The 14,002-nt window shown below is 57.8% G+C and carries 11 protein-coding genes, 3 tRNA genes and 1 pseudogene; 12 read left to right on the forward strand and 3 right to left on the reverse strand.

The features are described from left to right. Window positions 1-11: 11 nt before the first annotated feature. Window positions 12-881 (reverse strand): esterase/lipase family protein, encoded by an 870-nt coding sequence (locus KVQ74_RS04450; protein WP_217829787.1) that lies wholly within the window; start codon window positions 879-881, stop codon window positions 12-14. A 337-nt stretch (window positions 882-1,218) separates the two neighbouring features. Between KVQ74_RS04450 and KVQ74_RS04455 the strand changes: the two genes are divergently transcribed. Beyond that, window positions 1,219-2,385, forward strand: a complete 1,167-nt coding sequence (locus KVQ74_RS04455) for a hypothetical protein (protein ID WP_404822651.1) — start codon at window positions 1,219-1,221, stop codon at window positions 2,383-2,385. 60 nt (window positions 2,386-2,445) lie between these two features. Here the strand turns inward: KVQ74_RS04455 and KVQ74_RS04460 are convergent, their stop codons facing one another. Beyond that, on the reverse strand, window positions 2,446-3,522 hold the full coding sequence (locus KVQ74_RS04460; RefSeq protein ID WP_217829788.1) for a 3-deoxy-7-phosphoheptulonate synthase: 1,077 nt from the start codon (window positions 3,520-3,522) through the stop codon (window positions 2,446-2,448). Between the two features lie 673 nt (window positions 3,523-4,195). Here KVQ74_RS04460 and KVQ74_RS04465 point away from each other — a divergent pair. The 7 genes from KVQ74_RS04465 to KVQ74_RS04495 all read left to right on the forward strand — a co-directional run bounded on the left by KVQ74_RS04465 (window position 4,196) and on the right by KVQ74_RS04495 (window position 8,367). Continuing rightward, a complete protein-coding gene (locus KVQ74_RS04465) occupies window positions 4,196-4,639 on the forward strand; it encodes a GNAT family N-acetyltransferase (protein ID WP_217829789.1) in 444 nt (147 codons plus the stop codon). A gap of 127 nt (window positions 4,640-4,766) precedes the next feature. Then, window positions 4,767-5,408: a response regulator transcription factor GacA gene (gene gacA / locus KVQ74_RS04470; protein ID WP_032829778.1), complete on the forward strand. Its 642-nt coding sequence runs from the start codon at window positions 4,767-4,769 to the stop codon at window positions 5,406-5,408. 2 nt (window positions 5,409-5,410) lie between these two features. Then, a complete protein-coding gene (uvrC, locus tag KVQ74_RS04475) occupies window positions 5,411-7,234 on the forward strand; it encodes an excinuclease ABC subunit UvrC (protein ID WP_217829790.1) in 1,824 nt (607 codons plus the stop codon). A gap of 32 nt (window positions 7,235-7,266) precedes the next feature. Further along, on the forward strand, window positions 7,267-7,827 hold the full coding sequence (pgsA, locus tag KVQ74_RS04480; RefSeq protein ID WP_217829791.1) for a CDP-diacylglycerol--glycerol-3-phosphate 3-phosphatidyltransferase: 561 nt from the start codon (window positions 7,267-7,269) through the stop codon (window positions 7,825-7,827). 62 nt (window positions 7,828-7,889) lie between these two features. Further along, a tRNA-Gly gene (locus tag KVQ74_RS04485) sits at window positions 7,890-7,965 on the forward strand. 46 nt (window positions 7,966-8,011) lie between these two features. Continuing rightward, a tRNA-Cys gene (locus KVQ74_RS04490) sits at window positions 8,012-8,085 on the forward strand. A 195-nt stretch (window positions 8,086-8,280) separates the two neighbouring features. Then, window positions 8,281-8,367: transfer RNA gene (locus KVQ74_RS04495), tRNA-Leu, on the forward strand. Between the two features lie 93 nt (window positions 8,368-8,460). Here KVQ74_RS04495 and KVQ74_RS04500 read toward each other — a convergent pair. Beyond that, window positions 8,461-9,242, reverse strand: a pseudogene (locus KVQ74_RS04500) (tyrosine-type recombinase/integrase); the annotation flags it as partial. Between the two features lie 407 nt (window positions 9,243-9,649). On the opposite strand from KVQ74_RS04500, the gene KVQ74_RS04505 reads away from it, so the two are divergent. From KVQ74_RS04505 to KVQ74_RS04520, 4 genes are all read left to right on the forward strand, one after another. Continuing rightward, window positions 9,650-9,865, forward strand: coding sequence for a hypothetical protein (locus tag KVQ74_RS04505; RefSeq protein WP_225929859.1), 216 nt, complete (start codon window positions 9,650-9,652; stop codon window positions 9,863-9,865). 147 nt (window positions 9,866-10,012) lie between these two features. Beyond that, window positions 10,013-10,528 (forward strand): sigma-70 family RNA polymerase sigma factor, encoded by a 516-nt coding sequence (locus KVQ74_RS04510; protein WP_217829792.1) that lies wholly within the window; start codon window positions 10,013-10,015, stop codon window positions 10,526-10,528. After that, window positions 10,515-11,495 carry a FecR domain-containing protein gene (locus tag KVQ74_RS04515; RefSeq protein WP_217829793.1) on the forward strand — a complete coding sequence of 327 codons (981 nt, stop codon included), beginning with the start codon at window positions 10,515-10,517 and terminating at the stop codon, window positions 11,493-11,495. Before KVQ74_RS04510 ends, KVQ74_RS04515 begins: the two co-directional genes overlap by 14 nt. A 111-nt stretch (window positions 11,496-11,606) precedes the next feature. Then, the gene (locus KVQ74_RS04520) at window positions 11,607-13,997 is read left to right on the forward strand and encodes a TonB-dependent siderophore receptor (RefSeq protein WP_217829794.1); all 2,391 of its coding nucleotides are present in this window, start codon (window positions 11,607-11,609) and stop codon (window positions 13,995-13,997) included. Window positions 13,998-14,002: the final 5 nt, after the last annotated feature.

A 14,002-nucleotide genomic window follows, 5' to 3' on the forward strand; every position in this document is an offset into this window, starting at 1 on the left:
AATGCCTGTTATCAGAGATTCTTCGCTCGCAGGCGTGCGGCATGCTCAACATACAGCTCGACCGGATCCAGTGGAGCCGTGCGCTGACCAGCGGTCCGACGCAGGCTGCCCAAGTGATCGAGCGGATAGTCGGAACGTACCACCGTGCCCAGGTGCGAGCTGAACCGGCCGACAAAACCGTCATTTTGCGCGGGTTCGGTAATGAAGTACTCCGATAACGCCTGACACAGGTTCTGAACCGGGTCGAGGTCGCGGCCGTTCGCCGGTGGCACCACGCCACTCCAGGAGAAGTAGCGAACACCGTTGACCAGCTCGGCTCCGTGCCCGCCCCAGACCTGGGGCAAGCCCTGTGGGTACTTGTCATTGAAGTCGCCGACCCCTTCGGTGGTCAGTGCATTCAGTGCGGCGAGGGCATTCTGCGGCAGGGCGGTGCTGCCGCTGAGCAGGGACAGAAAGTTGGAGAACAGCGTGGCGACATTCTGCGCGACGTTTTCCGGCAGGCGTCCCGGGATCAGCGCCTTGCGCAGGAAATCCGCCAGCTCCGAACCATGGTTCGGCCCGCTGACCGAGGTCACCGAGGCGACGTTGTCGGGGGCAAGGGCTGCCGCATAGCGAGCGGCGAGTGCGCCCTGACTGTGACCGATCAGGTTGACTTTGCCAGCGCCTGTGCCTCGCAGCACGCAGCCGATCTGCGAGAGCAATTGCTCGCCTCGCACCTCGTTGTCATGGGTTGCCGAGAGATGGGCCACAAATACGCGGCTGCCGCTGGCCTTCAGGGCCTGCTTGACCTCGTGAAACAGTTCGAAAGAACCGATGCGCTCGAATCCGAACAGACCGTGCACCAACAGGATGGGATAACGGGTTGAAGCATTCCGTTGCATGTTCTTACCTTTTTCGCAGAAGTTCATCGGTGAAATCTGCGTGCAACTCTAAAACACTCATCTCGCTGGCGAAGTACGAAGCGGCTTCGGGGGCTGCCGGAAACTGGACTAGGATCCGTACGATTTTTCGGATCTTTATGAAATCCGGGTCGGAATATTTAGACATCTTTTGCATCCGCCGAAGTGATTTCCTGCCGCTTGCCTACTTTCTCCGTCGTGATTGCCTCTGCCTTGCGGCGTACCGTGCCGACATCGAACCTTTGCCGATTCGCGTTTCAATTCAGCTTGCCAGCGCAGTCATTGACGACCGCGCTACATCCAGGGAATGGAGTTACGAATGACTACTCAGGCAATACAGCCCACCGCGCTGTCATCACAATGGACCGGTGCCGCTCCGCCGACGGGAGCAGGCCATCTCAGTCTTAAAATCGACGAGAACTCGCTGGAGCTTTGTTATGGCCCGGGCCAGCTCGCCAGTGCTGACTCGGTCGGCATGCTGGAAGCGCCAAGGCTCGACTCGGTCGATGGCGCGGTGCTCGATCCGGCGCTGTCGAGAGGCATTGTCCGGGTCGCGCCTTATCCAGGCATGGCGTGCGGCGACAAACTGATATTGAGGTGGGATGGACTGGATTTGGAGGGCTATGCCTACCAGCATGAAATTGTCCGCTTCGTCAGTGAGGGACAGGTGGGCAAGGAAGTGGTGTTCGTGGTCAAGGGCATGCACATCGCGGCGCTGGATGGCGGTTCGCTGGACGTCTACTGGACGCTCATCAGCGCCGCTCTGGCTGAGCCGCTGTCTTCTGCCCGGCTGCAACTGAGCGTGGGTGATTCGGCGCTCCGGTTGCTGGCCCCGCATGTGGAGGAATCGGCGGGGGAGGTGCTGGATCCGGATCGGGTGTCGCACGGCGTATCCGTCACCCTCCAGCCCTACGCGCGAATGACCGCCGGAGACCGGATTTTGCTGTCGTGGCAAGGTGCGACGACGGCCACTGAATACAGCGACGCCTTGCTCGTCGAATCTTTTTCCGTTGGCGAGACCCTGTCGTTCTGGGTGGCGCCTGAGACCGTGACGGCCCACATCGGCGACAAAGTGACGGTGCGCTACCGGGTTCTGCAAGCAAGTGGGGCGACTCGGGACTCCGAGCCGACACGCATTGTGTTTGCTGCATTGAATCGAGGGGTTCTGGACGCTCCCGATGTCCTCGAGGCCGAGGATGGCGTGCTGGTAGTGGAGGATTCGATCGACGGAATTACCGTGGTCCTCGGCAATGTCCAGGTGCAGGAAGGGGAGTTGGTGTACCTCAAGTGCGATGGCGAACTGTTCAATCACCGTGACGACCGGGAGATCACCCGGGATATGGCCGGGCAGCCACTGGTGTTCATCGTGCCTCATCGATTCTGGCGTGAACATGCAGGCCTGACGGTGCGCGTGGCGTACTCCGTGGAGCATCTGGACGATGCCAGTCAGGAGTCCGCCGTCACTGAGGTGCGTGTCGAGCGTTAACGCTCTATGCGGAGTCCATCCTTCCGGTGGGTGCGGCTCGCCGGAAGGATGGTTTTGCCGTCAGGCCCGAGCCTGTGTGCGAAGGCGTTCGGCGGCGTCCCGCAGCAAGCGTTCGGTTGCGTCGAAGCCGAGACAGCCATCGGTCACCGAAACGCCGTAGCGCAGTGGCGGGTTCAAAGGCTGGCAGCCTTCGAACAGGTGCGATTCGATCATCATGCCGATCAGCGAGCGGTTGCCTTGCAGGCGTTGTTCAAGCACATCGTTGAACACCGCTGGTTGGCGTGATGGGTCCTTGCCGCTGTTGGCATGGCTGCAATCGACCATGATCCGGTCCGGAATCTTCAAACGGTCGAGTTCGGCGTTGATCCGGGCCACGCTCTCACGATCGTAGTTCGGCCCCTGATGACCGCCTCGCAGCACCAGATGGGTATCCGCATTGCCGGCTGTCTGAATGATGGCTGGGTGGCCCTGGCTGTCCACGCCGAAGTGCCGGTGCGGATGAGAGGCCGAGCGCATGGCGTCGACCGCAATGGCCACACCCCCATCGGTGCCGTTCTTGAAGCCGACGGGCATGCCCAGGCCACTCGCCATTTCGCGGTGAATCTGCGATTCGGTGGTGCGGGCGCCGATGGCCACCCAACTGAGCAGATCATCGAAGTAACCGGCGGCCATGGGTTGAAGCAATTCAGTAGCCACGGGCAGGCCGAGGCGGATCATGGCCAGCATCAGCTCGCGGGACAGGGTCAGGCCGCCAGCCATGTCGTCGCTGCCATCGAGATGCGGGTCATAGGCCAGACCTTTCCAACCGACCGTGGTGCGCGGTTTTTCGACGTAGGCGCGCATCACCAGCAACATTTCGTCGCTGACGTCTCTGGCGAGTCGGGCAAGTTTGTCGGCGTATTCGATGGCCGATTGCGGGTCGTGTATCGAGCAAGGACCGACGATCACCAGCATGCGCTGATCTTCACCGTTGAGAATCGCGCGAACCGCCTGGCGGTGAGCCGCGATCTGCTGGGTCAGCAAATGACTCAGGGGCAATTGCTGCTTGAGTTGCAACGAGCTGGGCAGACGCAGGGTCAGTGCTTCGTTGGCAGGGGAAATAGTGGACAGCGGCAGAGCAGAAACAGACGAATTCATAAGGATCTTCCTGGGCTGGCGGCGGGTGCTTCCCGCTCGCTCGGCCCTACTGGGGTGTTCGACAATTGGCCGTATTGGCTACGTGTGTGTGCTTGCCACCTGTGGGTGACCGATCGGAGGCGGCAGGCTGTCCCGAGCGGAGGCTGGTAAATCGCCAGGCGGTAAAACTGTCGTAACGGTAATAAGTGGCGTAGTTCATGTCGTGATTCCTCAAAGTGTCTGGTGTGTTGCTGAAAAAATGTACAGCCCGAAAAAACAAAACCCCCGGTCGGGGAGGCCGACCGGGGGTTGAGAATTCTCTGGTGGGCGTCCCGTTGTCATGGGCGCCGTTTGGGTATCAGGCGCGCCAGTGGCTAAACCAATACCCAAAATAAAAGCTGACCGGAGCGCAAACGTCAGTCGCCCGGGCAGCCGAAACCGAGCGCAGGGCGCTGGCGGTACGAAGCTGTGAAGGGGCGTTGAACATGGTCTGTCTCCGATGAATGCGCCGAGCTTACTAGAGGCAACTGCGCGTCAGCAATCAGAAAATGCTATCGAATGTGCAAGACAGCATCTATCGATCGACTGCGCGCAAGGTTGTGACACACTCTGAAGTGTACTTAGCTCCATGAGGAAAACCTGTCAGTAATGGCAGGCACCGAATCTGGACGATCAAGAACAGGACAAGGTTTGAATGACATTCCAGTTACGCCGGGCAACGCCAGCCGACCTGCCGTTCGCTCGAGAGCTCACTTGCCGGAACATGCTGCGCTACTACATTCACTATGATCTGCTTTGGCAGGACGACGGGTTCGATCTGGCCTGGTCCGGCCGTGACAATTGGCTGATCGTACGTGGCGAAGAGTGTTGCGGCTTCTTCAGTCTGAGCCGGGATGCGCGAGCGTTGTACATCCGCGAATTGCAGATGGATGAAGCGTTTCAGCGCCAGGGGGCGGGAAGTTGGGCGATCGATCAGGTTATTGCCATGGCTCGTCATGAGAAGCGTCCGGCGTTGCGTCTGACGGTGTTCAAGAACAACCCGGCGCAAAAACTGTATCTGAGCAAAGGGCTGGTGGTGCAGGGTGAGGATGAGTGTTTCCTGCGCATGCAGCTGGATTTCAGTACAGGTGTTCTCTGAAACGCACGGCCGGCAAGCCTTCGATGATGAATTGAAACTTTTTATATGCGGCTTTCCGCTAGGTCTGCCCGGCACTTTTTGCTAAGGTGTCCGGCATCCCAATAAGACCATATCGCGAGGTGTCTGCTTGATTAGGGTGCTAGTGGTCGATGACCATGATCTCGTTCGTACAGGCATTACACGTATGCTGGCCGATATCGATGGCCTGCAAGTGGTTGGCCAGGCCGAGTCCGGGGAAGAATCCCTGATCAAGGCTCGTGAGCTGAAGCCCGACGTAGTGCTGATGGACGTCAAGATGCCTGGCATCGGCGGCCTGGAAGCCACGCGCAAATTGCTGCGCAGCCATCCCGACATCAAAGTGGTTGCCGTTACCGTGTGTGAGGAAGATCCTTTTCCTACACGGTTGTTGCAGGCTGGCGCCGCCGGGTATCTGACCAAGGGTGCGGGACTTCCGGAAATGGTTCAGGCGATTCGCCTGGTGTTCGCCGGTCAGCGCTATATCAGCCCGCAAATCGCCCAGCAGCTGGCGATCAAATCCTTCCAGCCAACCAACGATTCGCCGTTCGATGCCTTGTCCGAACGGGAAATCCAGATCGCGTTAATGATTGTCGGCTGTCAGAAGGTGCAGATCATTTCCGACAAATTGTGCCTGTCGCCAAAGACCGTCAACACTTACCGTTACCGCATTTTCGAGAAGCTCTCGATCAGCAGCGATGTCGAGTTGACGTTGTTGGCGGTTCGCCACGGCATGGTTGATGCCAGTCTCTGACCATGACCGAAACATTTGACTCCGGCGCCTTCCTGTCGACCGTCAGCGGGCGCCCCGGCGTATATCGCATGTTCGACGGCGAGGCGCGTCTGCTGTACGTGGGCAAGGCCAAGAACCTCAAGAAGCGTCTGGCCAGCTATTTTCGCAAGACCGGTCTGGCCCCGAAAACCGCCGCGCTGGTCGGTCGGATCGCCCAGGTCGAAACGACCATCACCGCCAACGAAACCGAAGCGCTGCTGCTTGAACAGACCCTGATCAAGGAATGGCGGCCGCCGTACAACATCCTGTTGCGCGACGACAAATCCTATCCCTATGTGTTTTTGTCTGACGGACAGTTCCCGCGCCTGAGCATCCATCGCGGCGCCAAGAAGGCCAAGGGCAAGTATTTCGGCCCTTATCCGAGCGCGGGAGCGATTCGCGAAAGCCTCAGCCTGCTGCAAAAGACTTTTTTCGTACGTCAGTGCGAGGACAGTTACTACAAAAACCGCACCCGACCCTGTCTGCAATATCAGATCAAACGCTGCAAGGCGCCTTGTGTCGGCCTGGTCGAGCCTGAGGTCTACGCCGAGGATGTACGTCACTCGGTCATGTTCCTCGAAGGGCGCAGCCATGCGCTGACCAACGAACTCTCCACCGCGATGGAAGAGGCGGCGATCAATCTCGAATTCGAGCGCGCCGCCGAGTTGCGCGATCAGGTCGCGCTGCTGCGCCGGGTTCAGGATCAGCAGAGCATGGAGGGTGGTACAGGCGATATCGATGTCATCGCAGCCTTCGTCAATCCGGGTGGGGCGTGTGTGCATCTGATCAGTGTGCGCGGCGGACGGGTGCTGGGCAGCAAGAATTTCTTCCCTCAGGTTGGAATCGAGGAAGAGGTGGGCGAAGTCATGGCGGCGTTTTTAGGCCAATACTTCATCAGCAGTCCCGAGCGCGATTTGCCGAGTGAGCTGATCGTCAACGTGGTTCATGAAGATTTCCCTGCGCTGATCGAAGCAATCCAGGAACTGCGCGGGCGTGAATTGACCATCAGCCATCGCGTGCGGGGTACTCGAGCGCGCTGGCAGCAACTGGCCGTGACCAATGCCGAACAGGCGCTGGGGGCAAGGCTTGCCAACCGGCAACATGTTGCGGCGCGTTTCGACGCACTGGCCGAAGTATTGAACCTGGATGAACCGCCGCAGCGCCTTGAGTGCTATGACATCAGTCACTCCAGCGGTGAGGCGACGGTGGCGTCCTGCGTGGTGTTCGGCCCGGAAGGCGCGATCAAATCGGATTACCGGCGCTATAACATCGAAGGCGTGACGGCCGGTGATGACTATGCCGCCATGCACCAGGCCCTGACCCGACGCTTCAGCAAACTGAAGGAGGGCGAGGGCAAGTTGCCGGACATTCTGTTGGTGGACGGTGGCAAGGGGCAGTTGTCGATGGCCCGGGATGTACTCAATGAGCTGGCGGTGCCGGATTTGATTCTGCTCGGCGTGGCAAAGGGTGCAACGCGCAAGGCTGGGTTCGAAACGTTGTATCTAAATGATGCAGCGCACGAGTTCACTTTGCGGGGTGATTCACCTGCCTTGCACCTGATTCAGCAGATTCGCGATGAGGCCCATCGGTTCGCAATCACTGGCCACCGCGCACGTCGCGGTAAAACCCGGCGTACGTCAACGCTGGAAGGGGTTGCCGGAGTAGGTCCGACCCGTCGTCGGGATCTGCTGAAACATTTTGGTGGATTGCAGGAGCTGTCTCGTGCAAGCATCGAAGAGATCGCCAAAGCCCCGGGGATCAGTAAAAAGCTCGCAGAGTCGATTTATGCAAACCTGCATAGTGAGTAGAATGCCCATTCACCTCGTAGCCAGTTGTGCCGATGAATATCCCTAATCTGATTACCGTTCTCCGCGTCCTGCTCATCCCGATTTTCATTTTGCTGTTCTATCTGCCTTACCAATGGAGTTACCTCGCCTCGGCTTCGGTATTTGCCTTTGCTGCGGCGACCGACTGGCTCGATGGCTATCTGGCGCGCCGCCTGGAGCAAAGCACGCCGTTTGGGGCGTTTCTCGATCCGGTCGCCGATAAGCTGATGGTCGCCGTCGCCCTGGTGTTGCTGGTGCAGGAGCACGGCAATCTCTGGCTCACGCTGCCGGCAGCGGTCATCATCGGTCGCGAGATCGTCGTTTCGGCCTTGCGCGAGTGGATGGCCGAACTCGGTGCTCGTGCCCATGTGGCGGTGTCGAACCTGGGCAAATGGAAAACCGCCGCGCAAATGCTCGCGCTGGTGATCCTGCTGGCCAACCCGAAAGATTTCAGCTTCTGGGTTTTCATCGGCTATGCGCTGCTGATGGTATCCGCAGGCCTGACTTTGTGGTCGATGGTCCAGTACCTTCGGGCTGCCTGGCCACATCTGAAGACCGATGTTGAAAAGAAATAAAACTTTTTTGAATCAAAGGGTTGACGGGGCTTCTTAATTCTATAGAATGCGCCCCACACCAAGCGGGAATAGCTCAGTTGGTAGAGCACGACCTTGCCAAGGTCGGGGTCGCGAGTTCGAGTCTCGTTTCCCGCTCCAATTTGTACACGTTCGTTGTTGTGCTACTAGATAGCGAATGTTTTGAGGCCGAGTAGCAAAATGGTTATGCAGTGGATTGCAAATCCACCTACGCCGGTTCGATTCCGACCTCGGCCTCCACTATAAACAAGCTCCGTAGATCCATGATTTACGGAGCTTTTTTATTTCCATCTCGCTGCAAGATTTAGTCTTTAAATCGACCGCCGCGAACTTGCTTCACAGGGAAGTGATGTATATATTTCCCCCTCGGTTGCTTGAGCGCCAATCCTGTCAGGATCGCGAATGAGCAGCGGAGAATCGCTACACCGCGCTACCGCCCGAATGGCGAAACTGGTAGACGCATGGGACTTAAAATCCCCCGCTCGTAAGGGCGTGCCGGTTCGATTCCGGCTTCGGGCACCATGAATATCAAGGGCTTGCATGAGATACCTCATGCAAGCCCTTAGTTCTTTTTTCCGCAATCAAAAAGTCTTTTCCGCAATTCGTGACCGTCAGTCACTTCGTAGGGGTAACCTTCAGACCCTTGCGCATTCGGATGTACTGTTCTGTCATCCCGACGGCTGTATGTCCTAGCTGATCCCGAGCTTCTCGGATGCTCCCTGTTGACTCCTCCTTATCCGTCGCCGCTTTTGCTCTTAGGTCGCGCATCTGAAATTCTGCTTTTGGAATCCCGGCTGCTTCCCTAGAGTCATCAAACCGTTTTCTGAGCATGCTGGTCGTCATTGGCTGTCCAGAGTCGATTACTACCAGGTGTGTTGATCTGATTTTGTGTCCAGCCTTTCGTGTCACGATTCGATCGATACGACTTTGAGTTCACCAATGATCTCGATCCTTCGTTTAGCCCCAGTCTTGCCTTGCTGAACGGAGAGCTTCCCGTCTTTTATGTCTCGCTCATCCATCTTCAATGTGTCTGCGATCCTCTGACCTGTTGGGTAGAGCAGGTCCAAAGCGTCTCTCAATGGCTGATCGGCATGCTGATAGGCGCTGGCAAGTACGTCGTCTTCAATATATATCGCGACCGGTTTCTTTATTGCCTTTCACGCCCGAGCAAGGATTTGCCAAGGATGTATAGCCATTCTCGCGAGCAAAGTTCCAGATGGAGCTGAGTAATGCCTTCTCCCGATTCGCGCGAATAGGTGCTGTCTTGCCACGATGGCGAAGGTACGGGCTGACATGTTTCGGTTCGATAGCTTCTAGAGGCGCGGGCGAGTCGTTGAAGAATAGAAGCGGCTTTTCAGTTCGCGCGCGTTGTCCTTTTGGGTGGCGTGGGCTTTTGATCATCTGTCGCGATGACGACTGGAAAACCACCAAGCCCAACGGCGATGCGTGCAGCCCCTTATGGCGGTGGCACCGGCGAGTGGGCTGACATCGATGACGTGCGGGTGATGAAGTGGCTCGCGCATTCACCGACATTCGCCAGCCGTTCACCGTGCGTAAGCCACACATTCACCGGATGGCATTAAAACGGTCTTGCTGCCACCAGAATCGACCTGTAAAAAGTGGCCATCTTCGATGGGTGCGACCGCCAAGCGCGGCAGGCCACCCACCACCTGACCCGGCCATAGCGCCGGGTCTTTTTGTTTAAGGGGCAGGGCAGTGACGAACGAACAACAGGCGCTGGCAGAGATGCCGATCTGGTTGGTGTTTGCCCTGGCAGAGATGGAGTTTCGCAAGGGGAGAGCTGGTGGAAGTCAGCTTTGTGCAGAAGGCCGCGTATGAAACGGCCCGCTCCCTCAACCAGTCGCTGATGAGCATGTCGCCGCAATTGGCACCACAGCTCGCTGCTCTGTCTGATCCATGGGAAGTGGAGCGGCAATTAACCGCTGCATTGCGGCAGCGACTTAATGAAGCGGCTCAAGTATCCAGCGACGACTTTGGATTTGCACTGGACGTGTGCTAACGAATGCGCTGATTGGAGTTCATTCGGCTGACAGGCTCACCTCTGTCAGCTTTCGGAAGAAGGGACGCTGAGAACCACGTATTTGCCTGAGGCCTGTTGCATGGGTAGAATGCGATTCATTATCAATTGTGTACTGCCGGGACGCCGATGCGCAGCGACGAAACACTAGGTACTGCAGATTTAGGGCTGCTCTATCGCACCCACCACTCGTGGTTACAAGGTTGGCTGATCCGACGCATCGGTTGTCGCGATAACGCAGCAGATCTGGCGCAAGACACCTTCGTACGTCTGCTCAAATCCCGTCAGTCCAGTCCCTTGCGCGAACCCCGTGCCTATCTGAGCAGTATCGCCCGTGGACTGATGATTGATCAGTATCGTCGTCGCGAGCTCGAACGTGCCTACTTGGAAAGCGTCGCGTTGCTACCTCAACATGAGGTTCCCTCGGAAGAAAGCCGGCTGATGATTCTTGATGCGCTCGAGCGCATAGACCGCATGCTCAATAAGCTTAAACCGAGAGTTCGCCAGGCGTTTTTGTTTGCTCGGTTAGACGGTCTAACGTGCGGGCAAATAGCCGAAAAGCTGGGTGTTTCCCGCGCGACGATTGAACGCGACCTGACCACGGCCCTGCAACACTGCTATCGCTTGCGTTATGTCGAGGCCTGAGCCGCAGGCGCTGGATCCGGCCATTGTTGAACAGGCGATCCAATGGCTGGTGCGCCTTCGCTTCAATCAAGCCGATGAACAAACACAGCGCACTTTTGAGCACTGGCTGCAGCAGCACCCAGAGCATGTGTTGGCGTGGCTGCGTGTGGAAACGCTTGGGGATGAATTTGCCGGCGTACCCGCTCAACTGGCGCGACAAACCCTTAATGGCACCCATCAGGGAATGCGGCGGCGGGACAGCCTGAAGCTACTGGGCATATTGGCTACTGTTGGCACGGCAGCCTGGCTTGTCCGGGATTACACACCTGTACCCGCCATGCTTGCGCAGCAGCGCAGCAGTACCGGCGAGCAACGACGCTTCCAACTCGATGATGGCAGCCTTATTCAGCTCAATAGCGATAGCTCCGTCGACAGCGATTTCGACGCCCAGCGACGCCTGATCATCCTGCGACGTGGTGAAATCATCGTGAATGTCGGCGCCGATCAACACTCGCCGCAAGCACGACCGTTCTGGGTGCAATCACGTGACGGGATCATGCGCGCTCACAGTTCCCGCTTTCTGGCACGCGAGCTGGACGATGGCACGCTGGTCGCGGCTCAGGAAGGATCAGTCACGGTGTTCCCCGGTGCCAGTCAAACTGATGCGAGCCGCACCGTCCAGGCAGGAAATCAGCTGCTGTTCACATCAAGTAGCGCCCGAACGTTCAGCGACAACGGCCTCGATCTGTGGAGCTGGGGTGACGGAGTGATCAGTGCGCGCAATATGCGCCTCAAGGATTTCATCGTGGAGTTGTCGCGTTATCGCCCCGGGGTATTGCGTTGCGCCGAAGAGGTCGCGGATCGCCGCGTTTCCGGCACCTTCCAGCTCGCCGACAACGATCAGGTCCTGGCATTGATCGCGCAGTCACTGCGCTTGCACATTGATTACCGAACCCGTTACTGGGTGACCGTGACCGCTGCTACCTGAGGCCATCAAAACCACATAAAAAATAATGAGGTGGTTTCTCATTCTCGTTCGACCTCTAAGGAAGGCCGGAATACAGGCCAGTTTGCCGATGTCCTTTCTTGGAGCGAGAAAATGAGTTCGTCCCCGGTTTCACAGCGCCATCCATTAAATCGTGCCTTGCAGGGTGCGATGTTGGGTTTGATCGTGAGCAGCTACGCATTGCCGTCGCTGGCGCAAACGTCGAGCGCTGACCACAGCAATCAAGTCAAGCAGTGGGACATCGCTCCCGGCCCACTGGCGCCGGCGCTTGATCGCTTTGCGCGCGAGGCCGGCATCAGTCTTTCCTTCGACGCGTCGAGTGTCGCGAACCGCACCACCGCTGGCGTGAATGGCTCGCTCGATACGTCGGCAGCGCTGTCATCGTTGCTGCAGGGGAGCCAATTGCAGATCGAACAACAAGGCCTGAATGCTTATCTGCTGGTTCCTCAAGCAAAAACCGCTGGCCCGCTGGAACTCGACGCAACGGATGTCGAGGACTACCGCCTTGCCCCCCTCATCATCAATGCCAAGGTCAGGGTCAGTGCCGACGACGACGCCAACTCGGTGGTCGCCAAGGAACTCTGGGTCGGCGGCAAGGTAGCAACCAGCATTCTCAACACACCGGCATCGGTATCAGTTGTTACCAACAAGGAAATGCAACAGCGCAGCGTCAGCACCACAGAGGAGGCGCTGCAATACACGCCCGGCGTGGTTACTGACTTCTATGGTACGGATGACCGCAACGACTACTTCCAGATCCGCGGCTTCCAGGCCACAACCTACCGTGACGGCTTGACCCTGAGTTCGATGCGCGGCGTACGCGAAGATCCATTCGCTTATGAGCGCATCGAGATTCTGCGTGGCGCCAACTCCACCCTGTTTGGCCCGGCGGACCCTGGCGGCTCGGTAAACTTCGTGACCAAACAGCCACGCTTCGAGCAGTTTGGCCAAGGCTATGTGACCTACGGTTCGTTTGACCATGTCGAGACAGGCATCGATGTGGGGGACGCGCTGAATGACGAGAAAACCCTGGCTGGCCGCTTTACTGCCAAAGGGCAAAACAGTGACCGCGAGTACGACCACTCGCAGGACGATAACCAGTTGTTTATGGGTGGCCTCACCTGGGCACCGACGGATTACACGTCAGCTACGATGATTCTGGACTACCTGAAAACCGAAAGTTCGCCCAACAGTGGCGGTTATCCGCTGGACAAGGAATACGACCGCAGCAAGTTTTATGGTGAGCCCAGCTACAACTTTCACGATGTTGAGCGCACCAGTCTCAGCGGTAACGTCACCCATGACTTCGACAACGGCTTCGTGCTGCGCAGCAATCTGCGTTACAGCAAGTTGACCGATGATTTTGGCTACGTTTACCTCAGCGACAGCGCCGCACGTGTCGGTACTACCGTTGACCGCTATCTGTTTGGAACGGACACCGAAGCCGACCAGTTCAACGGCAATCTGATGCTGCAATACGATGCCCGCTTCGAGAACATCGACAGCAGCAGTCTGGTGGGCGTGGAGTACCTCGATTCGACCACCAAGGAAAGCTCGGTCTACGCCCCGACGACTTCGATTGACATTGTAAACCCCGTGTTTACTGGGGTCTCACGCTCAATCGCGCCGTATGCCATCAACAAGCGAGACGCGACCACCAAGGCCGTATTTCTTCAGCAGAACCTGTCGTTCTACGAGCGTTTCATCGTCACCGCGGGTGTGCGCAACGACTCGATGGATCTGACCAGCAAAGGCTTGCAATCCACTGAGAAAGACACCTTCTCTGAAACCTCCTACCGAGGTGCGTTGACCTATATCGTCAACGATGAGGTGTCCACCTATGTAAGTATGGTGGAATCGGTCTCGCCACCGCAGGTTGGTGTAACACCGCAGACGGGCAGGCAATACGAAGTGGGCGTGAAGTACGCGCCGATGGGGATGGACGCACTGTTCTCCGCAGCCGTTTATGACCTGACCCAGGAAAACGTCACCATCGCCGTGGTGCTGCCGAGCGGCATTATTGAGCAACAGACTGTGGGCGAGTCGCGGGCGCGTGGGCTCGACCTGGAGGCCAAGGCGCAAGTGACGCAGAACCTCAGTCTAATTGGTGGCTATTCCTACATGGAGTCCGAAGTCCTGCGTGGTTCGTTGTACGACGGCAGCTCCCTCAAGGGTAATGAGTTCACCACGGCACCCAAGCATTCGGCTTCGCTCTGGAGCTACTACGACGTGCCCGGCACTGATGTGAGCCTGGGCTTGGGTGCGCGCTATGTCGGCGCTTATTACTTCGATGCAGCCAACACCGGTAAAAGCGATGGCACCACGCTGTTCGACGCCGCCTTCAACTACAAGATAGCCAAGGGCACCGACCTTGCGGTGAACGTCAGCAACCTGCTGGATGAGCAGCACGTGGTCGGCTCCGGCACGGCGAACTTCTACAATCCGGGTCGCGAGATTACCGCCAAATTGAGTTACAACTGGTAAATCGG

The organism is Pseudomonas botevensis (assembly GCF_019145475.1).
In the GTDB taxonomy this organism is placed as follows: domain Bacteria; phylum Pseudomonadota; class Gammaproteobacteria; order Pseudomonadales; family Pseudomonadaceae; genus Aquipseudomonas; species Aquipseudomonas botevensis.

Bases quoted from the DNA above. Each gene is read 5' to 3' on its own strand.
- KVQ74_RS04450 (WP_217829787.1), bottom strand. From the start codon at position 881: ATGCAACGGAATGCTTCAACCCGTTATCCCATCCTGTTGGTGCACGGT.
- KVQ74_RS04455 (WP_404822651.1), top strand. From the start codon at position 1,219: ATGACTACTCAGGCAATACAGCCCACCGCGCTGTCATCACAATGGACC.
- KVQ74_RS04460 (WP_217829788.1), bottom strand. From the start codon at position 3,522: ATGAATTCGTCTGTTTCTGCTCTGCCGCTGTCCACTATTTCCCCTGCC.
- KVQ74_RS04465 (WP_217829789.1), top strand. From the start codon at position 4,196: ATGACATTCCAGTTACGCCGGGCAACGCCAGCCGACCTGCCGTTCGCT.
- uvrC (WP_217829790.1), top strand. From the start codon at position 5,411: ATGACCGAAACATTTGACTCCGGCGCCTTCCTGTCGACCGTCAGCGGG.
- pgsA (WP_217829791.1), top strand. From the start codon at position 7,267: ATGAATATCCCTAATCTGATTACCGTTCTCCGCGTCCTGCTCATCCCG.
- KVQ74_RS04510 (WP_217829792.1), top strand. From the start codon at position 10,013: ATGCGCAGCGACGAAACACTAGGTACTGCAGATTTAGGGCTGCTCTAT.
- KVQ74_RS04515 (WP_217829793.1), top strand. From the start codon at position 10,515: ATGTCGAGGCCTGAGCCGCAGGCGCTGGATCCGGCCATTGTTGAACAG.
- KVQ74_RS04520 (WP_217829794.1), top strand. From the start codon at position 11,607: ATGAGTTCGTCCCCGGTTTCACAGCGCCATCCATTAAATCGTGCCTTG.